This is a genomic window from Acinetobacter sp. AG3, assembly GCF_022343575.1.
Classification (GTDB): Bacteria; Pseudomonadota; Gammaproteobacteria; order Pseudomonadales; family Moraxellaceae; genus Acinetobacter; species Acinetobacter guillouiae.
The window spans coordinates 154,402-177,773 of the sequence record NZ_JAKQZD010000001.1; the positions used below are offsets into that span (position 1 = coordinate 154,402).

General features: G+C 38.6%; 28 protein-coding genes. 18 read left to right on the forward strand and 10 right to left on the reverse strand.

Going from position 1 to position 23,372, the window contains the following annotated elements; translation table 11 throughout:
- The first annotated feature begins 1 nt into the window (after position 1).
- Complete coding sequence (locus L3V46_RS00690) at positions 2-2,287, forward strand: glucosaminidase domain-containing protein (protein WP_239044704.1); 2,286 nt, start codon at positions 2-4, stop codon at positions 2,285-2,287.
- Positions 2,268-2,699 (forward strand): hypothetical protein, encoded by a 432-nt coding sequence (locus tag L3V46_RS00695; protein ID WP_239044705.1) that lies wholly within the window; start codon positions 2,268-2,270, stop codon positions 2,697-2,699. Before L3V46_RS00690 ends, L3V46_RS00695 begins: the two co-directional genes overlap by 20 nt.
- A 122-nt stretch (positions 2,700-2,821) precedes the next feature.
- On the opposite strand, the gene L3V46_RS00700 is transcribed toward L3V46_RS00695, so the two are convergent.
- Positions 2,822-3,742, reverse strand: coding sequence for a Dyp-type peroxidase (locus L3V46_RS00700; protein WP_004823695.1), 921 nt, complete (start codon positions 3,740-3,742; stop codon positions 2,822-2,824).
- A 162-nt stretch (positions 3,743-3,904) separates the two neighbouring features.
- On the opposite strand from L3V46_RS00700, the gene L3V46_RS00705 reads away from it, so the two are divergent.
- Both L3V46_RS00705 and L3V46_RS00710 read left to right on the forward strand, forming a co-directional pair.
- On the forward strand, positions 3,905-4,525 hold the full coding sequence (locus L3V46_RS00705) for a LysE family transporter (RefSeq protein ID WP_004823696.1): 621 nt from the start codon (positions 3,905-3,907) through the stop codon (positions 4,523-4,525).
- A gap of 72 nt (positions 4,526-4,597) precedes the next feature.
- Positions 4,598-5,218: a LysE family translocator gene (locus tag L3V46_RS00710; RefSeq protein ID WP_239044706.1), complete on the forward strand. Its 621-nt coding sequence runs from the start codon at positions 4,598-4,600 to the stop codon at positions 5,216-5,218.
- A 33-nt stretch (positions 5,219-5,251) separates the two neighbouring features.
- Here the strand turns inward: L3V46_RS00710 and znuB are convergent, their stop codons facing one another.
- From znuB to L3V46_RS00725, 3 genes are read right to left on the reverse strand one after another with little or no spacing between them, the layout of a single operon-like run.
- Positions 5,252-6,052 carry a zinc ABC transporter permease subunit ZnuB gene (gene znuB, locus L3V46_RS00715; protein ID WP_056518353.1) on the reverse strand — a complete coding sequence of 267 codons (801 nt, stop codon included), beginning with the start codon at positions 6,050-6,052 and terminating at the stop codon, positions 5,252-5,254.
- Between the two features lie 3 nt (positions 6,053-6,055).
- Positions 6,056-6,856 (reverse strand): zinc ABC transporter ATP-binding protein ZnuC, encoded by an 801-nt coding sequence (gene znuC, locus L3V46_RS00720; RefSeq protein WP_056518356.1) that lies wholly within the window; start codon positions 6,854-6,856, stop codon positions 6,056-6,058.
- The gene (locus L3V46_RS00725; RefSeq protein WP_004723431.1) at positions 6,829-7,326 is read right to left on the reverse strand and encodes a transcriptional repressor; all 498 of its coding nucleotides are present in this window, start codon (positions 7,324-7,326) and stop codon (positions 6,829-6,831) included. Before L3V46_RS00725 ends, znuC begins: the two co-directional genes overlap by 28 nt.
- Before the next feature lie 138 nt (positions 7,327-7,464).
- On the opposite strand from L3V46_RS00725, the gene L3V46_RS00730 reads away from it, so the two are divergent.
- The 12 genes from L3V46_RS00730 to L3V46_RS00785 all read left to right on the forward strand — a co-directional run bounded on the left by L3V46_RS00730 (position 7,465) and on the right by L3V46_RS00785 (position 17,200).
- A complete protein-coding gene (locus tag L3V46_RS00730; protein WP_056518357.1) occupies positions 7,465-8,307 on the forward strand; it encodes a zinc ABC transporter substrate-binding protein in 843 nt (280 codons plus the stop codon).
- Between the two features lie 171 nt (positions 8,308-8,478).
- Positions 8,479-8,877, forward strand: a complete 399-nt coding sequence (locus tag L3V46_RS00735) for an ATP synthase subunit I (protein WP_004723429.1) — start codon at positions 8,479-8,481, stop codon at positions 8,875-8,877.
- Positions 8,878-8,980: 103 nt separating this feature from the next.
- Complete coding sequence (gene atpB, locus L3V46_RS00740; protein ID WP_004723427.1) at positions 8,981-9,856, forward strand: F0F1 ATP synthase subunit A; 876 nt, start codon at positions 8,981-8,983, stop codon at positions 9,854-9,856.
- Between the two features lie 83 nt (positions 9,857-9,939).
- Positions 9,940-10,185: a F0F1 ATP synthase subunit C gene (gene atpE / locus L3V46_RS00745; protein WP_000424060.1), complete on the forward strand. Its 246-nt coding sequence runs from the start codon at positions 9,940-9,942 to the stop codon at positions 10,183-10,185.
- 39 nt (positions 10,186-10,224) lie between these two features.
- Positions 10,225-10,695, forward strand: coding sequence for a F0F1 ATP synthase subunit B (locus L3V46_RS00750; protein ID WP_004723424.1), 471 nt, complete (start codon positions 10,225-10,227; stop codon positions 10,693-10,695).
- An 11-nt stretch (positions 10,696-10,706) separates the two neighbouring features.
- On the forward strand, positions 10,707-11,243 hold the full coding sequence (locus L3V46_RS00755) for a F0F1 ATP synthase subunit delta (protein WP_004823704.1): 537 nt from the start codon (positions 10,707-10,709) through the stop codon (positions 11,241-11,243).
- A 60-nt stretch (positions 11,244-11,303) separates the two neighbouring features.
- On the forward strand, positions 11,304-12,848 hold the full coding sequence (gene atpA, locus L3V46_RS00760; protein WP_004723422.1) for a F0F1 ATP synthase subunit alpha: 1,545 nt from the start codon (positions 11,304-11,306) through the stop codon (positions 12,846-12,848).
- A gap of 88 nt (positions 12,849-12,936) precedes the next feature.
- Positions 12,937-13,806, forward strand: coding sequence for a F0F1 ATP synthase subunit gamma (atpG, locus tag L3V46_RS00765; RefSeq protein ID WP_004723421.1), 870 nt, complete (start codon positions 12,937-12,939; stop codon positions 13,804-13,806).
- Between the two features lie 26 nt (positions 13,807-13,832).
- Entirely contained in the window at positions 13,833-15,227 is a 1,395-nt protein-coding gene (gene atpD, locus L3V46_RS00770; protein ID WP_004723420.1) for a F0F1 ATP synthase subunit beta, read from the forward strand.
- Positions 15,228-15,254: 27 nt separating this feature from the next.
- Positions 15,255-15,674 (forward strand): F0F1 ATP synthase subunit epsilon, encoded by a 420-nt coding sequence (locus tag L3V46_RS00775; RefSeq protein ID WP_004823705.1) that lies wholly within the window; start codon positions 15,255-15,257, stop codon positions 15,672-15,674.
- Between the two features lie 169 nt (positions 15,675-15,843).
- Positions 15,844-16,755 carry a P63C domain-containing protein gene (locus tag L3V46_RS00780; RefSeq protein WP_239044707.1) on the forward strand — a complete coding sequence of 304 codons (912 nt, stop codon included), beginning with the start codon at positions 15,844-15,846 and terminating at the stop codon, positions 16,753-16,755.
- A gap of 145 nt (positions 16,756-16,900) precedes the next feature.
- Positions 16,901-17,200 carry a hypothetical protein gene (locus tag L3V46_RS00785; RefSeq protein ID WP_239044708.1) on the forward strand — a complete coding sequence of 100 codons (300 nt, stop codon included), beginning with the start codon at positions 16,901-16,903 and terminating at the stop codon, positions 17,198-17,200.
- Positions 17,201-17,208: 8 nt separating this feature from the next.
- Here the strand turns inward: L3V46_RS00785 and L3V46_RS00790 are convergent, their stop codons facing one another.
- A complete protein-coding gene (locus L3V46_RS00790; RefSeq protein WP_034617225.1) occupies positions 17,209-17,646 on the reverse strand; it encodes an ATP-binding protein in 438 nt (145 codons plus the stop codon).
- 95 nt (positions 17,647-17,741) lie between these two features.
- On the opposite strand from L3V46_RS00790, the gene L3V46_RS00795 reads away from it, so the two are divergent.
- The gene (locus L3V46_RS00795) at positions 17,742-18,212 is read left to right on the forward strand and encodes a hypothetical protein (protein WP_056518367.1); all 471 of its coding nucleotides are present in this window, start codon (positions 17,742-17,744) and stop codon (positions 18,210-18,212) included.
- A gap of 15 nt (positions 18,213-18,227) precedes the next feature.
- Here the strand turns inward: L3V46_RS00795 and L3V46_RS00800 are convergent, their stop codons facing one another.
- The 5 genes from L3V46_RS00800 to L3V46_RS00820 form a co-directional block, all read right to left on the reverse strand.
- Positions 18,228-18,842 carry a hypothetical protein gene (locus L3V46_RS00800; RefSeq protein ID WP_151956318.1) on the reverse strand — a complete coding sequence of 205 codons (615 nt, stop codon included), beginning with the start codon at positions 18,840-18,842 and terminating at the stop codon, positions 18,228-18,230.
- 280 nt (positions 18,843-19,122) lie between these two features.
- Positions 19,123-19,668: a glutathione peroxidase gene (locus L3V46_RS00805; RefSeq protein WP_004723411.1), complete on the reverse strand. Its 546-nt coding sequence runs from the start codon at positions 19,666-19,668 to the stop codon at positions 19,123-19,125.
- 154 nt (positions 19,669-19,822) lie between these two features.
- Complete coding sequence (locus L3V46_RS00810; RefSeq protein ID WP_004823717.1) at positions 19,823-20,347, reverse strand: hypothetical protein; 525 nt, start codon at positions 20,345-20,347, stop codon at positions 19,823-19,825.
- Positions 20,348-20,535: 188 nt separating this feature from the next.
- Positions 20,536-21,282 (reverse strand): helix-turn-helix domain-containing protein, encoded by a 747-nt coding sequence (locus tag L3V46_RS00815; protein WP_239044709.1) that lies wholly within the window; start codon positions 21,280-21,282, stop codon positions 20,536-20,538.
- A 12-nt stretch (positions 21,283-21,294) separates the two neighbouring features.
- Positions 21,295-22,533: an MFS transporter gene (locus L3V46_RS00820; protein WP_227515188.1), complete on the reverse strand. Its 1,239-nt coding sequence runs from the start codon at positions 22,531-22,533 to the stop codon at positions 21,295-21,297.
- Positions 22,534-22,682: 149 nt separating this feature from the next.
- Between L3V46_RS00820 and L3V46_RS00825 the strand changes: the two genes are divergently transcribed.
- Positions 22,683-23,327 (forward strand): TetR/AcrR family transcriptional regulator, encoded by a 645-nt coding sequence (locus tag L3V46_RS00825; RefSeq protein ID WP_004823720.1) that lies wholly within the window; start codon positions 22,683-22,685, stop codon positions 23,325-23,327.
- The last annotated feature ends 45 nt before the right edge of the window (positions 23,328-23,372 follow it).

Genomic DNA, 23,372 nt, shown 5'->3' on the forward strand with positions numbered 1-23,372 from the left:
AATGGCCTATACCTATGAGGATCAACTGAACTTTGCTGCCAAGCTGTATTGCCCAGTTCGAAAAATTGCGTTTCGATATGGCGTACATTGGAAAACGATAATGGCTCAGCTTATTGAAGAAACAGGTTGGGGGAAAAAAGTACTCCCAGGTACAAATAATTTATTCAATATTAAAAAAGCTGGGGGGGGATGGGAAGGTAAGCCCGTCAAACGTTTCACAGTACCTGAAGTTAACGCTAAAACAGGTCAAGTTTATATGGAAGAGGCGGACTTTCGTGTATATGTGGATTATGTAGAATCCTTAGAAGATCGTTTTGTCTGGCTGCTCAATCAATCATTCTATAAAGAATATTTTAGTGATGGTGTTAGAGGAAATCATGAAAAAGAAGTATATGCGTTAGCAAAAAAATTCGCCACTAACCCCAAATATGCTGATAATTTATTGGAAATTCCTCGTGGTCGTACGTTCCGTAGAGCGATAGCACTTGCCGAGTCAGAAGGATATTGCAACATCGTCAATGCAGCAATTTTAGAAGAAAATGGTGATAAATATCGTGATAAAGAAGTGGAAATTTCAGTAGATGGAGAGACTTATTTAAAAAAGAAAACGACTCAAGAAGGGTTGATTGTTGGAATGGTGGTTAAACCACAAGGCAATATTAGCTTCAAAAAAAATAATATTATCGTGCCTGCTCGTATTCCTGTGGTTAAAGGCACAATTAATATTAAAGTACAGCAAAGTGCCACTGTTATTGCAGATAAACTTGAAGAACATCAAGGAAATCCTTCAGTAAATAACGTTAAACAGCAAGAGGTGAATGTTGCTAGTCGTCCGTCACCTGCTCCAACAACTACAGCGACAGCTCAAAGTAATGATGTAAGCTTTAAAATTAAAATTATTGAAGGAGATTCTTCTAAGGCAGTACCTGATTTAAAATATGCAATTCGTTATAAAAATAATCTAAAAGAACATACGCTTAATGGTCAGGGAGAAGAAAAAATTACAGCAGAGAGGGGGCAGAAGCTTGAAGTTTTTGTAAGAAGTGCTAAGGGGGACTTCTCTCAAAAAGTTACTGAATTTGTAGTCAATAATGAACAGACTCAAGTGGTGAAATTACCTTTAGTCAAAATTCGAATCAAACTGTTTAATCACGATAAATCTAAAGTTATGTCTAATTATCGTGTGATTTCGCACTATCGTGGGCAACAAAAGCCTAAGGTTACAGATGGGAATGGCTTAATTTCATTGACAGGTCTGGCTGGCTTAAAAATCAAATTAACTCTCCCTCAAGGGAATGTAGTGGTGCCTGATAAGGTGCTTGATTCACAAATACTTGAATATACCTATCTCATAAGAGAAAAATATGAGCGTCAAGATGTGCTTACAGCTACGAAAAAACCAACACCTACAACGGAAGAGCAACCTAAAGCCGAACCTAGAACTCAAAAGGTGAGTGAAGATAAAACAGCACCTATTAGTCAAGCTGACATTCGTGGGGGCAATGGTCATCCAATTAAAATGATCAATCGTGATGGGGAATTTGGTATTTATACAAAAAATAAAGAAACAGGAAGAGTAGAAAGCGGATTGTCATATGTTATTAAATATGAAAATAAAAATAGAGCTCATACTAGTGGGAAAAATGGTGATGGCTTTAATAAACATAAAGGATTTATTGGAAAAACTGTCAGTATTTTTGATGTTAATGGTAATATTCTTTTTACTCATATAATTTCAGAAGAATTTAAAGCTTTTACCGTGGAACTTGTACAAGATCAAAAAAGTAATGAAATTGAGTTAGAAGGTAATTCAAGTGTTACAATAAGTTATGGAAAAAATGCAGACCCTAGAGTTGTTTCTCAAAAATCAATTAATATTTTAAAGATGGCAGCATCAAAGTCTTCAAATAAACAGATTATGATAACAAGTACAGCTAGAAAGCCTTATGACCAGGCCAGAATTATGTATCAAAATATTATCAGTAAGGGTATGGCGGAACAAAGGCGCACTTATAAAGCACCTGGTCAAAGGGTATTAGATGTATATGATCAGAATAAAAATTTATCGAAAGAACAAGTAATAGGCTTGATGGAGAAACGAATAAATGAATTAGGCCCATCAACAGTTTCTAAACATTTAGCTGACCCACGGGTAAAGAATACTTTTGATATCAGTTTGGGTAATATTATCAATCAAAATAACTTTAAAAATGCACTATTAAGTAATGATAGTGTAGAAAAAGTTTTAGTAGAAAATGGGTGTTTTCATGTTGAAATTAAGCAATAGTTTTAAAAAAGTAATTTTGCTTTTTGGTTTTATTTTATTCTTAAGTTCTAGTGTTACAGCAAATACAAATACTAAAAAGGATACTTTTTTAGTTGATAAAGACATAATAATATATGCACCATTATCGGATAGAAAAATTAATGCACTCAAGAAAAAACTAGGTGATAGTTTTTATGATGTTGCTGATGACTCTAATTTTTATATAGCAAATGCTGATGAATTTTTATCAAACAAAAAAATTAAGAATGTTACTCTTTCTAGTCAGGTGAAAATGATTAACTTCTCAAAAAAGTATTTTATCAAAGTAGATAAAATACCTGCTTGGTCATATGTATTTTATAAAAAAGGATCTCCCCCAATTTTTGTGAATGCAATTGATGTAGAGGAAAAATATAATAGTTTCTATAAGTGAATTTTGCTTTGTTTATATGGTAATTTTGTTACATATAGAAATATCAATAATTACTAAAATATAGATTACCTTAATCTCTTATTTTTTTAACCTAGAAAAGCTGACCGAAGTCAGCTTTTCTTTCAATCTTCCAAAATCTCTTCCAACACTTCTTCATTCGGTGCAAAGAAATAAGCACCATCCATAGGTGTTACAAAGTGCAGCAAGCGGTCATGAATCCCATCGCCTTGAGTACCAAACATATTGACTAGCATACGATCAATACGGGTTAAGTCTTTGGTATAGGCAATAAAAAATAGACCTTGCTCGCCTTGACCATCGCCATAAGGAAGAGAGTGGCGTAGGATTTCTAATTCTTCACCTTCATTATCTTCAATGACAACACGAGCAATATGGGCATTTTCAGGTTTGTGTTCATCGTCCATTTCTATACTTTCTAATTTAGAACGACCAATCACATTTTCCTGTGCATCAACTTTTAAACGTTTCCACTTTTCAAGCTCGTGTACATAACGTTGTGCAAAAATAAAAGATCCATCTTCAAAAATACCTGAATCTTCACCTAATAACGCAGTCTCAGCACGATCATCAGGGAATTGAGGATTTTCAGTACCATCAATAAAACCAGTCAGGTCACGACCATCAAGATAACGAAAGCACACCCGTTCATCCAGAACCTCAACTTGATTTTGGATGCCATCAAAAAAGGATTGGCTAAGCGCAAAGCAAATATCTGTACGTGCAGACGCAATATGAATCAGAACATCAGCAGGAACCACAGGCATCTCAAATGCGCCTTGAATTGGTTCTAACTGCTTAAACCCTTCAGGAGTTGTGTGATAAAGTTTTGCCCAAAGTTCAGGACCAAAAGCGATTGAGGTCTTGATTTCGGCTTCAGGATGTTGAGTGATTAGGCGATCACGTGTACTTAACAACGCATTGAGTTGTTCTTTTAAGCCATCAATAGACAGATTTTTTAAATTTAAAACAATGAAACGAGCATGATTAGAAGGTAAAGGTAGAATTACAGATTGGGCTGTCATATGGTGATGGCTCCTCAATTTTTATTTATCAATCCCCTTATTGTGCATGATCAAGCAACAGCTGAATAGTAAAGTCTTATATTTTTTACCAATTAAATTAATCGAAATGTATGGTTTTAAAACCGCTATAATAGCGTGTTAAAAGTTTTTTATCCTTTTGTTATGTCGTATCAAGTCTGGTTTGCCTATATGTTGGCGTGCTGGGTGATCAGTATTTCACCTGGTGCGGGTGCGATCGCGTCTATGTCGAGCGGTCTAAATTATGGTTTTCGCCGTGGTTATTGGAATGCAATCGGTTTACAACTGGCATTGTTGGTTCAAATTGCGATTGTCGCAGCAGGGGTTGGGGTATTGTTTGCAACCACACCGCTGGCATTTTTCGTGGTGAAATGGTTTGGGGTTTTATATTTACTGTATTTAGCCTACATACAATGGACGACGAAAACACAGTCGATAGATATCCCAACTGAGCAACCGACAAAATCTATTCCCAAGCTGATCTTATATGGCTTTATTGTCAATATCAGTAATCCAAAAGCTATCGTCTTTTTACTTGCTGTTTTGCCACAATTTCTAGACTTGTCTAAACCACAATGGATTCAATATGTGATTATGGCAGTGACCATGATCACGATTGACTTGATAGTCATGGCTGGTTATACGGGATTGGCAGCCAAAGTGTTAAGACTATTAAAATCACCAAAACAACAAAAATATATGAACCGTACCTTTGCTGTATTGTTTAGTTGTGCCGCTGGCTTATTAAGCTTGGTGCACCAATAACAACATAGGCGATTAAATGAGCTATGTGTTAGAGATTTGACCATATAAATAAGCCATTGTTCCGAGGATGCTTTGAATTATTTAGAATTTTATTTGTATGCCATTAGTGTGATTATCATGATTGCAACGCCTGGTCCAGTCATGATCTTGGTTGCAAGTGCAGGTTTAAAAGGTGGCTATCGACAGTCTTTACTGACCATTATTGGGACAAATTTGGCTTCTTTGGTACTTATCACAGCCTCTATTTTAATTTTAAAAGGCATGTTTAGTGTCAATGAAACCCTTTTCTTGATCATTAAAGTTTTAGGATGTCTTTATATTGCCTATCTAGGTTATGGAATTCTAAAAGAAGTGTTATCCCAACAGGAGCATCAACTCAATACGATGTTGTCGCCTGTGGATGGTGGTCTCAGCAAAGGCTTTTTAGTGGGTATCTCAAATCCTAAAGATATCATTTTCTTTTCATCATTTTTTCCGCAGTTTATTCATATTCATGCTGATATAAATACCAGTCTGGTTATCTTAGTTGTGACATGGATTATTTTAGATTTTCTCACGTTATCTTTGGTCTATCTGTCGTTTAATAAGCTTTCTAAAAGTCAAATTTATCCAAAAATATTAGGGCTTTGCGGATTAATTCTGATTGTCATTGCTGTATATGGATTATATGTTTCGTTAAAAAGCATGGTTTAAATATTGATTGAGGCTAAAGATGGAATTGATCCATCAAGCCATCTTTCTTACTTTCATTACACAGAAAATCACAGCAAACAGCAAAGACATGGTTAATACGATGCTTAGCCCTGTAGAGATGTTCAGGGCTGCACTTGACCATAACCCCACAGTCACACCAATTTGAGCAATTACAAACGCCCCTATCACCATTTGTTTCGGTGAGTGCGAAATAAGACGTGAAGCCAGTGCTGGAATAACCAATAATGCGCCCATCAATAACGAACCAACGGCACGTAAAGCGAGTACGGTGAATAAAGCCAATAACAACATAAAAATTAAGCGCTGCCATTTGGCGTTTACGCCTTCACTGACTGCAATATCAGGATCAATCGCAATTTGAATTTGTGCTTGCCAGTAACGGTAGAGGACAGCTAAAGCAACAATAATCACAGTTGCAAAAATAGGTAGGTCTGACCACTCAATTGTTAATAAATCACCAAATAAATAACTTAATAATTCAGGACGTAAAGCGGGTAAATGTTGAATTAACAATAGACCAGAACAAAGTAAGGTCGCAGCACATAATGCAAGTAAGGCGTCGTTGGGTAAACGCGGGTCATGTAGAACCCAAAGTACCGCCACTAAGAGGATCGCAGTAAAGGTAACACCGACCCAAAGCGGTAAAGTTAAAACAGCGGCTAAAGCGACACCCAGCAAGGTACCATGTGCCATCGTATCAGCAAAAAAAGACATTCTACGCCATAGCATCAAACAACCTAGCGGAGCTGTTAGAAACACTAAAAGTGTTCCCATAATCCATGCAGGTAATAGTAATTCTAACCATTCCATCATGGTTTAAGCTTCCGGTTCTGGGTGAATGTGTGGGTGTGGACCATGTTCACAAGTCTTGGCAGAGTCACCATGTGCACAATGGTCATGATGGTGTTGGTAAAAAGCGTGGTATTTTCCAAAAGTGTCGCCAAACAAAGCTTGATACTCTGGATGTTGCTGAATACTGTCAGGTAAACCACTACAGCAAATGTGCTTATTTAAACAGACAACTCGCTGAGTGCCTTGCATTACCCATTGTAAATCATGAGACACAATTAAAATGGCACAACCATAACGTTGTGGCAGGCTACGTACATATTCATACAGTTCAGCTTCAGATTGGATATCTAAACCTTGCATAGGTTCATCTAAAACTAAAATATCGGGTTGGCGTAATAAAGCACGCGCCAATAAAACCCGCTGACGCTCACCACCTGAAAGTTGTTGTACTTTGGCATACTCTAATTTGGCAATGCCTGTATCTCGAATGATTTCAGCTTTAATAGCCTTATCACATTTCTCAAGATCCAGTAGATCTTTTACTCTTAAAGGCAGACTATGAGAGGGATTAAATTTTTGTGGTACATATGCCAGTTTAATTTTTTTTGGGCTGATAATTTTGCCCGCATTGGGTTTTAAAATACCCAGTAATACTTTGATCAGGGTCGATTTACCTGCGCCATTGGGGCCAATAAGCGTGACAATTTCTTTTTCTTGTAATGAAAAATCTATATTTTTTAGAATGTCACGATCATCAATTCGGACATTAATTTGTTGCAGTTGAACGAGAGGGGAGTTTACGCTTTGTTCGAGCACTGCTGACATATTCCTGAAATCTCAATAATACTGTGATGTGCATTGAAGTGATCTGACGCGGCTAAGTGGTTTAATTCTTGAATCAAACCTTTTGCTGAAGCTTCTTTCACTGTATGACATTCAGTGCAAATTAAAAATGCGGCTTGATGTCCTTCACGTGGGTGACAACAAGGGATATAAGCATTAATAGAGGTTAAACGATGAATAAAACCTTTTTCTAAGAGAAAATCTAAGGTTCTATACACAGTAGGTGGTGCAGCTGGACGTTCTGCAGCACCTTTCATCTTAGCTAAAAGATCATAAGCACCTACAGGACCTGAGGCATTCAAAATTAATTCAAGTACTTCTTTACGCAAAGGGGTAAGACGGGCACCTGAGGTTGCACAAAGGCTTTCTGCTTCTGATAAACGAGCTTCTACATTGAGATGATCGTGTACACCATGCAAAGTATCATGCTGCTCGTGTGAACATAAGCTCATATCAGACCTCAAAACTTGTTATTTGAATGGAAGAGAATCGCAAATATTAACATGAAGCTCTATCAACTTACGAATGGCGTAGGTATTTTTTAACTTCTGTTATACTATAACATAAATTTTTTTTGGTAATACACTCCCATGAATCGCATTATCGCCTTTTGCTTATGTGCATTATTTATTAGTGTCACTTGGGCTCAAGCGCCTTTAGTGGTGTCAACTCATCCTATTTATTTGATTGCAAAAGAAATAACAGAAGGCATAGAAGAACCTGTTTTACTTTTGGGAAATCAAACGGGGCATGATGTGCAACTTACACCAGATAATCGCAAAACGATTATGGACGCTTCATTGGTGATTTGGCTGGGAAAAGAACATGAAGCGCCTTTGGAAAAGGTTTTAGGCGAGAATGCGAAAGCGATTTCAATACTCAATTCAGGCATTATCCAAGCACTTCCTTTAAGAAGTCCAAAAGGTGTTGCACTGAAAGATACGATTGATACACATGTGTGGTTAGATCCAAATAATGCTGTACGTATCGGTTTCTTTATTGCAGCCTTACGTTCACAACAACATCCAGAAAATAAAGCAGCATATTGGAATAATGCGAAGAAGTTTGCCAGTGAAATGCTGCGCGTTTCACAGAAAAGTATCAGTGCAGGTAGCGCACGTCCATACTGGGCTTATCATGATGCTTACCAATATTTAGAGCGTTCATTAAACTTAAAATTTGCAGGTGCGATGACAGATGATCCGCATGTTGCGCCGACTGTGACTCAAATCAAGTTTTTAAATGACACGAGACCTTACAAAAAAATGTGCTTGCTGGCAGAAGGTAGCGCAAGTCCAAGTCAGTACCGAAAATTGGGTGAAATTTCATTTCAAGCGGTAGACGAAACTTTGGCTAAACAACAAGATTTTGTGGTTGCATGGCAGACTTTGGCTCAACAAACACAAGCTTGCGTACTTAATGCACGGAAATGATGCAAAAATTAATCAACAATTGTTCATATGCAAAGCAACCTGTATATCGAAAAAAACACGACTAAGGTCGGGAAAAGATTGCATGTTCAGGGGTGTAACTCTATAATGCCTGCGATTAAAAACGATCATCAGCTAAACTTGTCAAGCATTTATGCTGTGAGTGGATAAAAAATGAGCCAAACTAGTCGCTTGATTGACCGACGATTAGCAAAAGCTTTGGTCTATTTGCAAGCGTTTATGATTCCTGTTTCAGCCTTGGTAGCGTGGGTCTTGAAAGACTCGACTGCGGCTCTGAGTGCAGCGTTAGGTGCACTGATATGTTGGCTTGCCAGTTGTTATTTTTCTTGGCAGTCGTTTCGAGCAGCAGGGGCGCGTGCTTCAAAACAGGTTCTTTCGAACATGTATAGAGGCTTAATGGGCAAATTTGCAATTGTGATCGTTGGTTTCATTTTAATTTTATGCAATGTCAAACCGTTATCTCCGGTGGCATTGTTTTGTGGTTTTATTCTCGTTCAAGCGATGTCGTGGATTGCACCTTTTTGGGTAGCACGACAACAAAAACGAGTATAAGCGCAGCAGAAATTGAAAATTTTTTTGGGGATTAACGAGATATCATGCAGCACGCGATATTCGTTAACTCTATTTATTATTTGACATTGACCAGGTGTGATTTATGGCTGCTGAAGAACATGCCCTGACTTCGACCGAGTATATCAAGCATCACTTGACCAATATGACCTATGGCAAAATGCCAGATGGTACTTGGAAATTGGCTGAAAGTGGTGCAGAAGCTCAACAGATGGGGTTCACTGCTATCCACTTGGATTCAATGGGTTGGTCAATTGGCCTTGGTGTGATTTTCTGTTTGATATTCTGGTGCGTAGCGAAAGCTGCAAACTCTGGTGTTCCTACCAAGTTCCAGTCTGCAATCGAAATGATTATCGAGTTTGTTGACTCAAGTGTTCGTGATACGTTTCATGGTAAATCACGTTTAATTGCGCCTTTAGCCTTGACCATTTTCGTGTGGATTTTCCTCATGAATGCGATGGACTTAATTCCTGTTGACTGGATTCCGTATACAGCTCAATTGATTGGTGCAAACGTATTTGGTATGGACCCTCACCACGTTTACTTCAAGGTTGTTCCATCTACAGACCCTAACATTACCCTTGGTATGTCTTTGTCTGTATTTGCGTTGATCTTGTTCTATAGTATTCGTGAAAAAGGCATCGGCGGTTTCGTTGGTGAATTGGCACTTAACCCATTTAATCCAAGTAACCCAGTTGCAAAAGCGTTATTGATTCCAGTGAACTTAATTCTAGAATTAGTAACATTCCTTGCACGTCCAATTTCATTGGCACTCCGATTATTCGGTAACATGTATGCGGGTGAGTTAATCTTCATTCTTATCGCGTTATTACCTTTCTGGATCCAGTGGGCGTTGTCTGTGCCTTGGGCTATCTTCCACATTCTTGTTATTACATTGCAAGCCTTCATTTTCATGATGCTAACAATCGTATACTTGAGCATGGCAAGCGAAAAACATTAATGGTATTGCCTAACTGTCATCCGGTGGTTAGGTATAATTTTTTTACTTTAATTTGGTATAAACCTAACCTCTGAGGAATTATCATGGAACTCACTTTAGGTCTAGTTGCAATTGCATCTGCTATCTTGATCGCTTTTGGTGCTTTAGGTACTGCGATTGGTTTTGGTCTTTTAGGCGGCCGTTTCCTTGAAGCTGTTGCTCGTCAACCAGAATTGGCTCCACAACTTCAAACTCGTATGTTCTTAATCGCAGGTCTTCTTGATGCTGTGCCTATGATCGGTGTTGGTATTGGCTTGTTCTTCATCTTCGCTAATCCATTTGTAGGTTAATCAGCTTAATTCCGAAATTCACTATTTGAGGAATTTGCAATGAATATCAACCTCACATTGTTTGGCCAAGCGATTGCATTTGCGATATTTGTCGCATTCTGCATGAAGTTTGTATGGCCACCACTAATCAATGCGATTAGTGAGCGTCAGCGTAAAATCGCTGATGGCTTAAATGCTGCAGAGAAAGCGAAAGCTGATCTTGCTGATGCACAAGCACAAGTTAAGCAAGAAATTGATGCGGCGAAAGCACAAGCGGCTCAATTGATCGAACAAGCGAACCGTCGTGCGGCACAATTGGTCGAAGAAGCGCGTACTCAAGCATCTGCTGAAGGTGAGCGTATTCGTCAACAAGCGAAAGATGCTGTTGACCAAGACATCAATTCTGCTCGTGAAGAATTACGTCAACAAGTTGCTGCTCTTGCAGTTGCTGGTGCAGAGAAAATTCTGAACCAACAAGTTGACGCAGAAGCTCATAATGCCATGCTGAATCAGCTGGCTGCTAAACTTTAAGAGAGGCGAATATGGCTGAATTCTTGACGTTGGCACGCCCATACGCTAAAGCAGCATTTGCTTATGCATCTGAGCAAAATGCAACTGACGCTTGGTCAAATGCATTACAACTGCTCAGTGCTGCGGTGCAAGATGAAGCATTCTCCGCTTATTTAAATCGCCCTGAGTTGACACCTGCAGAGCAGGTTGATCTTTTTGCGAAAGTTTTAGGTAATGAACAAACTGCGGCTGTGTCAAACTTTTTGACACTTCTTGCAGACAATGGCCGTTTAGCATTGTTACCTGAAATTGACACAGAATTTGAGCAACTCAAATCGCAAAATAACAACACTGTAGATGTTGTGATTGAATCCGCTTTTCCATTGGATTCAGTACAAGAACAGAAGTTGGCTCATGCGTTAGAAAAACGCTTGAACAGCGCTGTGAAAGTTACAGTTGAAGTAAATCCAGCATTGATTGCTGGTGTTGTTATTCGTGCAGGCGACCAAGTGATAGATGATTCTGCGCTTAGCAAGCTTGAAAAAATGCGGACTCGTCTTCTAGCGTAATTGTTAAAAATAACTACGTTTAAAGAAGACTGAACTTTAAAAAGATTGAGGTATAGCGCAATGCAACAACTGAATCCATCCGAGATCAGTGCGCTCATTAAACAGCGTATCGGCGATCTGGACACCAGCGCGACCGCTAAGAACGAAGGGACCATTGTTATGGTTTCCGACGGTATTGTGCGTATTCACGGCCTTGCTGATGCAATGTACGGTGAAATGATCGAATTCGACGGCGGCTTATTTGGTATGGCACTGAACCTAGAACAGGATTCAGTGGGTGCCGTTGTCTTAGGTAACTACTTAAGCCTTCAAGAAGGTCAAAAAGCTCGTTGCACAGGTCGTGTATTAGAAGTTCCGGTTGGTCCAGAACTTTTAGGCCGTGTAGTAGATGCTTTGGGTAACCCGATTGATGGTAAAGGCCCTATTGATGCAAAACTTACTGATGCTGTTGAAAAAGTAGCACCAGGTGTAATTTGGCGTCAATCAGTGGATCAACCTGTACAAACTGGTTATAAATCAGTAGATACAATGATCCCTGTTGGTCGTGGTCAGCGTGAGTTGATCATCGGTGACCGTCAAACTGGTAAAACAGCAATGGCGATCGATGCGATCATTGCTCAAAAACAATCAGGCATTAAGTGTGTATACGTTGCGATTGGTCAAAAACAATCAACAATTGCAAACGTAGTACGTAAGCTTGAAGAAACTGGCGCTATGGCGTACACAACTGTTGTAGCAGCTGCTGCAGCTGATCCTGCAGCAATGCAGTATCTTGCTCCATATGCTGGTTGTACAATGGGCGAGTACTTCCGTGACCGCGGTGAAGACGCACTTATCATTTATGATGACTTGTCTAAACAAGCTGTTGCTTACCGTCAAATTTCATTGCTTCTTCGTCGTCCACCAGGTCGTGAAGCTTACCCAGGTGACGTGTTCTATCTTCATTCACGTCTACTTGAACGTGCTTCTCGTGTATCTGCTGACTATGTTGAGAAATTCACTAATGGTGAAGTTAAAGGCCAAACTGGTTCATTAACTGCATTGCCAATTATTGAAACTCAAGCGGGTGACGTATCTGCATTCGTACCGACAAACGTAATTTCGATTACTGATGGTCAGATCTTCTTAGAAACATCATTATTCAACGCAGGTATTCGTCCTGCTGTGAACGCGGGTATCTCTGTATCGCGTGTTGGTGGTTCTGCTCAAACGAAGATCATCAAAAAATTGTCTGGTGGTATCCGTACTGCTTTGGCGCAATACCGTGAATTGGCAGCATTTGCTCAGTTCGCTTCTGACCTTGATGAAGCAACTCGTAAGCAACTTGAACATGGTCAACGTGTAACTGAATTAATGAAGCAAAAACAATATGCTCCATATTCAATTGCTGACCAAGCTGTTTCAATTTATGCATCTAACGAAGGCTATATGGCTGACGTTGAAGTGAAGAAAATCGTAGACTTTGATACTGCGTTAATTTCTTACTTCCGTTCAGAACATGCTGCGTTAATGCAAAACATCGATGAAACTGGTAACTACGACAAAGACATCGAAGCTGCAATCAAAGCAGGTATTGAAAGCTTTAAAGCGACTCAAACTTACTAATTTCAATGTATGTTGTTGTTAGTTATGGTTTGGTTCACGGATCAACCTTCGGAAGCTCGAAAGGGCTTTCGAATACTAGGTTAAGCGTATGGCAAATTTAAAAGAAATTCGCGCCAAAGTAGCTAGTATCAAGAGCACGCAAAAGATTACTCGCGCGATGCAAATGGTAGCAGCTTCTAAGATGCGTCGTGCGCAAGAGCGCATGGCTCAGGGCCGTCCGTATGCCGAAAATATGCACCGTGTAATTGCTCATTTGGTCCAAGCGAATCCTGAATACAAACATCGCTATATGGTTGAACGCCCTGTAAAACGCGTTGGCTATATCATTGTTTCTTCAGATCGTGGTCTTGCTGGTGGTTTGAACATTAACTTGTTCAAAAAAGTGGTAAAACACGTACAACAGCAACAAGAGCAGTCAATTGAAGTTCAATTTGCTTTAATTGGTCAAAAAGCGGTTTCGTTTTTTAAAAACTACGGCGGTAAAGTACTTGGCGCAACTACGCAAGTAGGTGATGCTCCAAGTCTTGAACAGTTAACTGGTTCTGTACAGGTGATGTTAGATGCATTTGATAAAGGCGAGTTAGATCGTATTTATCTTGTGTCAAACGGCTTTGTCAATGCCATGACTCAAAACCAAAAAATCGAACAACTTGTTCCATTAGCTGCGGCTGATACGGACGAGGATCTTAACCGCCAATATGGTTGGGATTATCTATATGAACCAGAAGCTGAAGAGCTTTTAAATGGTTTATTGGTTCGTTACATTGAGTCTATGGTTTATCAAGGTGTGATTGAAAACATCGCATGTGAGCAGTCTGCTCGTATGGTTGCAATGAAAGCTGCAACTGACAACGCAGGTGATCTTATCAAGAGCCTACAACTCATTTATAACAAGCTGCGTCAAGCCGCGATTACTCAGGAAATTTCTGAGATCGTTGGTGGTGCCGCTGCCGTTTAACATTATTTTGAATTGAGGAGACAGCAATGAGTAGCGGTCGTATCATTCAGATCATCGGCGCGGTTATCGACGTCGAGTTTGAACGCAATAGCGTTCCTAAGATCTATGACGCTCTCCAAGTTGACGGTACTGAAACTACTTTAGAAGTTCAGCAACAACTTGGTGATGGTGTAGTTCGTACCATCGCAATGGGATCTACAGAAGGTCTTAAACGTGGTCTAAACGTATCTAATACTGGTGCACCTATTTCTGTACCTGTAGGTACTGCATGTTTAGGTCGTATCATGGACGTTCTTGGTCGCCCAATCGACGAAGCTGGTCCAGTTGCGACTGAAGCGCGTTTGCCGATTCACCGTCAAGCACCTTCTTATGCTGAACAAGCTGCTTCTACTGACCTTTTAGAAACTGGTATTAAAGTCATTGACTTACTTTGCCCGTTTGCTAAAGGTGGTAAAGTTGGTTTATTCGGTGGTGCCGGTGTTGGTAAAACTGTAAACATGATGGAATTGATCAACAACATCGCAAAAGCTCACTCAGGTTTATCTGTGTTTGCTGGTGTTGGTGAGCGTACTCGTGAAGGTAATGACTTCTACCACGAGATGAAAGATTCTAACGTTCTTGACAAAGTAGCAATGGTCTACGGTCAGATGAATGAGCCACCGGGTAACCGTTTACGCGTAGCGTTAACTGGTTTGACCATGGCTGAATACTTCCGTGATGAGAAAGATGAAAACGGTAAAGGCCGTGACGTATTGTTGTTCGTTGACAACATTTACCGTTACACATTGGCTGGTACTGAAGTATCTGCTCTTTTAGGTCGTATGCCATCTGCAGTAGGTTACCAACCGACGCTTGCAGAAGAGATGGGTGTTCTTCAAGAACGTATTACATCGACTAAGTCTGGTTCGATTACATCTATCCAAGCGGTATATGTACCTGCCGATGACTTAACAGATCCATCGCCTGCAACTACATTTGCTCACTTAGATGCAACTGTAGTATTGAGCCGTGACATCGCATCTTCTGGTATTTACCCAGCGATCGATCCACTTGACTCTACTTCACGTCAGTTAGATCCACTTGTTGTTGGTGCTGAGCATTATGAAATTGCACGTTCTGTACAGAACGTATTGCAACGTTATAAAGAGCTTAAAGACATCATCGCAATCTTGGGTATGGACGAGTTAGCAGAAGAAGATAAGTTGATTGTTTACCGTGCGCGTAAAATCCAACGTTTCTTCTCTCAACCGTTCCACGTAGCTGAAGTGTTTACTGGTGCTCCTGGTAAACTTGTACCACTTAAAGAAACAATTCGTGGCTTTAAAGGTCTTCTAGCTGGTGAATACGATCACATCCCAGAACAAGCGTTCTATATGGTTGGTGGTATTGACGAAGTGATCGCTAAAGCCGAGAAGCTTTAATTAGCAACTCTAATTTAGGAGATTCACATGTCGACTATGCAATGTGATGTTGTAAGTGTTAAAGAGTCTTTGTACTCAGGCACTGTGACAATGCTTATCGCAAAAGGTGCTGGCGGTGAATTGGGTATCATGCCTGGTCACGCTCCGTTAGTCACTTTGCTCAAGCCGGGCGCAATTCGCGTTCTGCTTGAAAACGGTACAGAAGAGTTAATCTATGTATCTGGTGGTGTTCTAGAAGTTCAACCGCATGTTGTTACTGTACTTGCAGATACTGCAGTTCGTGCTGACAACTTAGATGAAGCTGCAATTCTTGAAGCACGTAAAAATGCTGAACAATTGCTTGCAAATCAAAAAAGCGATTTGGACTCTGCTGCTGCTTTGGCTGCTCTTGCAGAAACTGCTGCTCAGTTGGAAACCATCCGCAAAATCAAAAACCGCGCGCTATAAGACGCAGTTTGAGATTGAAAAACCACCCGCGAGGGTGGTTTTTTTATATTTCTATATTTTTTGATCACTTTATTTTTAATAAAAATAAAAAAAAGTGACAATGTCACTTGTTTTATTTTATATATGCAATATAGTGACATTGTTTGGTAATTAATCGATTGAGGTTTTTATGGAAAATATAGGAAGTAATAATGAAAATGTGCCAGTAATATATGAATGTACTCATAAAGGCGAATTGGATTTAGGAGGTAAACTTATTAGTTGTGCAGTTCTTAGTAATGGTGACCGAATTATTACGCAAACAGCATTATTTGATGCTTTTGATAGACCGAGAAAAGGAGAGAAAAGACAAGAAGGCTTGCCTTCAATTATTGGTGCGAAAAATTTATTACCATATATAAATGATGATTTAAAAGAATTAGCTAAACCTGTCCATTATTATACGGATAGCGGGGCAATTAAGACTGGATATAATGCTTTACTAATTCCAGAGGTTTGTGATGCTTATTTATCTTTAGAAGATGCAGGTAAAGAAATAGATAGTCAAGAAAAGATAATTAGACAATCTCATATTATAATAAGAGCTTTAGCTAAAGTTGGTATAACAGCATTAGTTGATGAAGCAACTGGTTATCAATTAGATAGAGAAGCTGATGCATTACAAAAACTACTAAAAGCTTATATTTCTGAAGATTTTTTAAAATGGCAAACTAGATTCCCAAGAAGGTTTTATCAAGAAATTTTTAGACTTTATGGCTGGGAATATAATCCACTTTCATTGAAACGACCACAATATGTGGGTAAGTTTACTAATGAATATGTTTATGACTACATGCCAGAAGGAGTTTTAGAACAACTACGTATAAAAAATCCAAAAAATGAAAAAGGCAATCGGGCAAGAAGACACCACCAGTTTTTGACAGGTGATATAGGAGTACCACATCTTGAAAAACATATAACACAAATGTTACCTGTAATGCGTTTGTCAAAAAATATTGATGAATTCAAAAGGAACTTTTATGAAATATTTGGTGATCCTAAAAAGAAGAAAAATACAAATCAAATCGATTTAGAGTTTTAAGAATAAATATGCCACTGAAAAGTGGCTTTTTAAAGATGGTTAAGATCTAAATGCACTTAAGAACATACAAATTTTCTAAAGTTTAATTTACTTATAAGCGAACTTTAAATAATGTAAATGTATAATCAATAATTGATAAAAATTTATGAATCTCATCGAACAGCAAGCGCACTTTTGGGAACTTTATCAAACGCAAGATGACTACTATCTCAGCATTGCCGTAGATATGAGTTCTGTTGTTTCATGTTGGGATATTTATTTAACCGAAGTAGAAATTCTGGCGTATCACAACAAAGGTCGAATTGCGATCGAAGATTTGGCAAATTCAATTGTGGCTGAAACCTATCGTGGAGATTTTTCCAATATAGCAGCTCGTAAGGTACCTAAAGAAATACAACAACAGATGCAAACCGCATTTAAAACATGGCGGTTGGCCCAACATTAAATTTTTATTCAGTTATGAGTAATTGAAAAGCCATTATTTTCTATCATATTTACTTTAAACAGCGCATCAAAACCTTCTGAACGATTTGGGACTTCTAATTTATAAAAGGTGGCTTTGACGCCTTTTTCAGCAATATTGGCTTTACCCTCACGTTGTGCATTGCGCTGTAAAGTGCTGTCTAGATCCGTTTCAAAATAATATGAAATGATCTCGAAGCCAGCAGTTTTGGCAAGTTGAATATAACGGGCTCGATCGGCTTTGCTCATGTTGGTGTTATCTATCACGATTTTGGTTTTAGAGGCTATAGCTGCTTCAAACAGTATCTTTTCACGATGGCGTGTTTTTAGCATATCGAGATTGATACGTAGATGTGTATGGTAAAAATACTGTTGATAAAAAGTAGATTTACCCGAAGCTTGTACGCCTGTGAATAAAATCAGTTGCATGAAACACTACAAAAATACGCTTAATCTGCTATTAAATCATGTTCATGAACTTTGCTACAATCTATTCATTGTTGTAGAAAACCAATAAACTTAAAATGAAAAAATTAGTTCAATGTCGGTATTTATTTTCAATACTTCTACTGAGTGCTGTTTCAGCATGTCAAAGTCAATTTGTCACTACACCAAATGCACCCACTGAAGCAAGTTTGGTGGCAAATTCAGTGGGAAATGGTTTAGAAACAGAATTAGATATCGATTATGTTGTCGCATTTAAAAATTTGAAAATGGCCTATGGGCAATGTGTTGCCTTTACTGGCGAAAAAGATTTTGTCTTTACCGACAATCGGCTAGAACGAGATTTAGAAATGGGAACCTTGTTTACCCGTACAGAGGGTGGGGCGTATTTATCAAAAACCTTGGTGGAATCCATTGGAAAGAATAAAACCCGTTTAACGCTATTTTTACCCGCAAGTTATAAGTCTGCTCAAGCTCGTTTTAAGTTAGATGCTAAACGCGCGCTAGGACAAGATCGATCATGTAATGTCGCAAAGCCAAGCCAAGGCTGATCTGTTCAAATCTAATTAACTCTGTTCAGTGGCTTGCTCTGTATTTGATCCAGGAATCATCATGCCTGCCAGTTTAAGCATATCTAGTTGGATGGTATTCATTTGTTGTTCGATTTTCTTAAAATCAACTTTTGAAATGTCTAAATCACCGTTTAACAGTGCTGAGTTAAGCACTTGCTTATTGGCTTGTAGCACTTGTTGGCGGATACCATCAATCTCTTGGCTTTTTAAATCTAATGAAATCAATGCTGTATTAAAGCCTTGTAGTTCACGAGTCAATGTTTTGACAGATTGTTGCAGCTCAGCTTGATTTTGTGATTGTATCGCTTGTTGTAAATTAGATTGGCTTTGCTGTAATTTTTCAACATAGTCACCAGTTTTCAGCTGTACGTTGGCAACATCACGTGCGATATAAAACATATTGCCTTGTTTTAAATCTTCAGTACTTTTTGCTGTTGATTGATTATTATTATTTGAGTCGGATGTATTCTCACTCATTTGCGCAGTTTCAATCGCTTGAGCGTCATCTTGTTGACGTGATTGTTCAGCTGCTTGATTACAGCCTAGTAGTAACATGCCAGAAATAAAAATAACAAAAGGCAAAACCGCACCTTGTAAAAGCTTTTTCATCGTTGTCCAAAAGTAATTTAATCGGTTATGAATTCACTATAATTTGCAAAAGTGTAGAGATTGAGGATTGTTGCAAAGGACATACAGTCTGTAACTTTAGAGATTCATTTCTACTCAAACAAAAGCAAAAAAGAATGTATTTTTAGCACGCTATTGACGGTTGTCGAAATTTTAAATTGTGAATAAAGCTAGAGGCAGTTTTGATCGAAAATATAAAATTTTCGATCAAAACTGCAAAATATAAAAATTTATTTAAAGCATAGAGCTTTTAATGCTCGATTTATTTTGCTAATTCAGCTTCAATCGCAGATGTAATTCGTGGATCATCAGCAGTGATATCTGGTGCAAAACGTGCCACGATTTCGCCATTTTTACCGATTAAGAATTTTTCAAAGTTCCAAAGGACTTCAGGTTTTGGGTTTGGTGTTAAGCCATAATCGACTAAGTCTTTCCACCAAGGACCTTCACCAATACGTTCAGGGATTGCATGAATTAAGCTGTCATAAAGTGGATGCTTATCATCACCAGCAACTGAAATTTTAGCAAAAAGCGGGAAGTCGACATTGTAAGTTAAAGAGCAAAATTGCTCGATTTCATCATTTGTTCCTGGCTCTTGCGCAAGAAAGTTATTTGCAGGAAAGCCGAGGATTTCTAAACCTTGATCTTTCTTTTCAGTATATAGTTTTTCTAAACCTTCATATTGTGGAGTAAGGCCACATTTAGATGCAACGTTAACGATTAAAAGAACTTTACCTTGATATTGATTCAAGGTCGTCGCTTCACCTTTGATGGTATTGACTGGAATGTCATAAACGGAATTGCTCATAGGGGGTATCCTTAAAAATCAAAAGACAGTGATTAGAAATATGTCTAATGTTTTAGCGATATTCCAAGATTTCAGCAAGTTACATTTGTATATAAGTGTAATAAAAAAGCAGATCATAGGATCTGCTTTTAAAAACTGCATCAAATTTAATCGATTATGGTGCAGCGTTTGCTTTGGCTTGAAGTGCTTGCATTTCAGTTAACAGGCTTTGTTGTAACTCAGTACCTTTCTTTTGTAGTTCCATGATTTTTTGTGGATCTGGTGAAGTCGCTAAACCAGCTTCAGACATTTCAACGCCTAGGTTATTTGACTCTTTCATTTTGTCACGTACAGATGCAACTTCAGTACTTTTAAGCGCTAAACCATCAAGATCTTTGTTGAAACCGTCCACATAAGTTTTCATTTTATCGACAACACCTTTCAGTGCATCTTTATCACCCTTTTGTGCAGCTTGCATTACTTCTGTTTGGAAATTCAATGCTTCTTTAGCTTTCGCTGTAGACATTGTTTGAAGTGCAGTTAAATCGCTTTTGATATCAGCAGTATTGTTGGTACTTAAAGAAACCGCAGCTGCAGCAGGTTTGCTCTCAGTTCCTGAAGCTGAATCAGCTGGTTTTTTATCACATGCAGTTAAAGCAAACGCTGAAGCACATAGTGTAGCTAGTAGTAATTTTTTCATTTATTCGAACCCTTCATTATTAAAAATTCTTATGAATTTGACGGTAATATATACAAATTCAAAAAGTTATATGCTTAATCTAGAGCATAAGATGCAAAATGCACAATTTTAAGGCAATTTTCTATAGTATTTTTGTATATAAACTTATCAATAAAGTGGAAATAGATTGTTTGAAAAATGTCCTAATCTTAAAGATTTCGCATTTGGGCTGGGGTTTGATGGGTATAGCGTTTAAAAAACTCAATGAAGCTAGACGTGTGTTGATAGCCGAGATCTAAGCTAATTTTTTTAATTGAAACGCCTTGTTGGATCAATGAAATTGCATAAATAATCTTGGCACGATTACGCCATTCAGACAGCGAAAGTTTAAGGTGCTCTTGGCTCAGTCTGAGTGCATGCCGTTCAGTAATTTGAAAAGTATCGAGAATTTCCTGAAGGCTTTGGGGGAAGCGTGTTGTATCAGACAAATGCTCAAGAATAGGCTTGAGTATGGGATGGTTGGTTTGCGGTAAATAATGCTCATAACACACACTATTTTGGATTTGATCGACCAACAGTTCTAATAAGTGTTGATAATAGGGAGATGATGGAATCCCTTGTTTCTGCTGCTCTAAAACTTCTTCAATGGTATGACGTAAAAAAGGGCGAATACTTAAAGTCTTTGTGCTTTGGGATAAGCTTTGACAAAGCTGAGGATGAATACGGATACAGATGTAATGCGTCAGTTGATCATCCACAGCTGTACAACAATGTTCGGTTTGCGGCGGAATCCACAAACCATAACTTGGTGGAGACAGATAGGTTTGTTCTGCAACATTGAGTTCTAAAGTCCCATTTAAACTCAAATTAAAATCACCCCATAAATTTGAATGGGGTGTCACTACATCATGCTTTTGGTAGAAAAATTCTTCTACAGAAATCAGCGCTGAATACATAGTTGAAAAGACTTAACTCTCACATTGAATGGCAGTATTTTCAGCTTTGGGGTTATTTAATCCACGACTCAGCGTGAAGATTGAAATAAAGGCCAAAAGGATAAAACTCAGTACACTATACAATAAAATGTTGGCATTAAAATGGTCAACAACATAGCCACCGATTAATGCACCTGTTGCAATCATCACTTGGAAGAAACCAACAAATAACGGCATGCCTTTTTCTACAGCTTGAGGGGCGTGTAAAAACATCCAAATATTGGCAGTGGTTGGAAATGCACCAAATGCAAAGCCCCAAAGCGCTGTAAGAATAAAGGCGCCTGATGGATGAATTGCAAATAGAGGAAAGCCAAAGAATACAACCGCAAAACAGATGGCAACGAATGCAAAGGTATAACGCACATTCAAATTACCGCTATAACCAGCAAAAGCATTACCAAAGATACCTGCGATACCAAATAATAACAGTAGCGAACTGATAGTGGCGCTGTCAAAGCCTGCTGAATTTTTAAAGAAAGGTGTTAGATAGCTATATGATGAAAAATGAGCTAAACCAATCAACAAAATAATAATCAAACCTTGTCTGGCTTTACTGATTCTTAGCAATGCAGGTAAGTCTTTAAAATGAATGGCAGATTCTGGTTTTAAACTTGGGATAAATTTAATCCCCAACAGTAAAACAACGAAGCCGATGGCGGAGGTAATTCCAAATGATGTTCGCCAGCCATATGCATCACTTAGCCATGTCCCAATCGGTACACCAAGAACAGTGGCTAAAGTTACCCCAGCCATGACAGTTGCTGTTGCTTTCGCAATAGGTAAATGGCTTGGTGCTAAACGGCCACTTAAGGCAATCGCAGTCGCCCAGAATCCACCAATTGCAAATCCAAGAATAAAACGGCTCAGCAATAAAATTTCAAAAGTTGATGCAATTGCAGTGATGGCATTGGCAAACACCATCGTTGCAGACAATGCCAGAAGTAAGTAACGCCGATCTAAATTTTTGACTAGAACCGGAAGGAGTGGTGCTGCTATGGCGGCCATGATTCCTGGGAGGGTGATCATCAAACCTGCTGTACCGACAGATACATGCAAATCACTGGAAATATCGTTGAGGACACCAATTGGGAGAAACTCACTGGTGACCAAAGCAAAAGCAGTAATTGCAACGGTTAATAGCGCCAACCAGCTCCCTTGGCTACTGGGGGGAATCTCAGAGGACTGTGGTTCTGAAACTTCTGATTGCATCATATTCATGAAGATATATTCCTGCTGTAAAGCGAAAGCATATGGAGGTATTTTTTAATTCATTAACGATCGTTATAAAAATAAAATATTTGATTAATTTTGTGTTGTCAATTAATTTAATAATGTTCGTTATAAAAATATATGTGAAAGTTATGGCTGATTCTGAAAAACATGCTTTAGTCGCTGAAAAACAAGCACCTAAGCGTGGGCGTGGTCGTCCTAAATGTTTTGATGAACAACAAGCGCTACAAAAAGCCATGTTGTTGTTCTGGGAATATGGCTATGAATCCACATCGATGAGCGATTTAACCAAAGCCTTAAATCTTACTGCACCCAGTATCTACAGTAGTTTTGGTGATAAATCACAGCTGTTTCATGCCTGTTTGGAATACTACTTAAAGCATGAGGCATGTCCTTTGGAAGTTATTTTTCAACAAGCCAAAACAGCAAAAATCGCCATTGAAATTTATTTGTATGAAAACCTCAAAAAACTGGTTCAACAGAATAAACCGACAGGTTGTATGTTGGTTACCGCAACCATGAATTGTTCACAAGAACATGCACCGATTCAGCATGATCTCTTGCTGAAAAGACAACAAGTCAAAGAAAATATCTACCAACGTTTGCAACAGGGTGTCAAAGAAGGTGACTTAAATCCACATGCCAATATTCAAGCGATGACAGATTATTATTCAACGGTGATTCAAGGTTTAACCATGCAAGCTCGTGATGGGGTTAGTGCTGAACAATTACAAAGTGTGGTGACTTTGGCAATTAAAACTTGGGAATTATTCTAAGTTTAAAAACGCATAAAATAGCATTTGTCTGAAAAGCCCTATAGA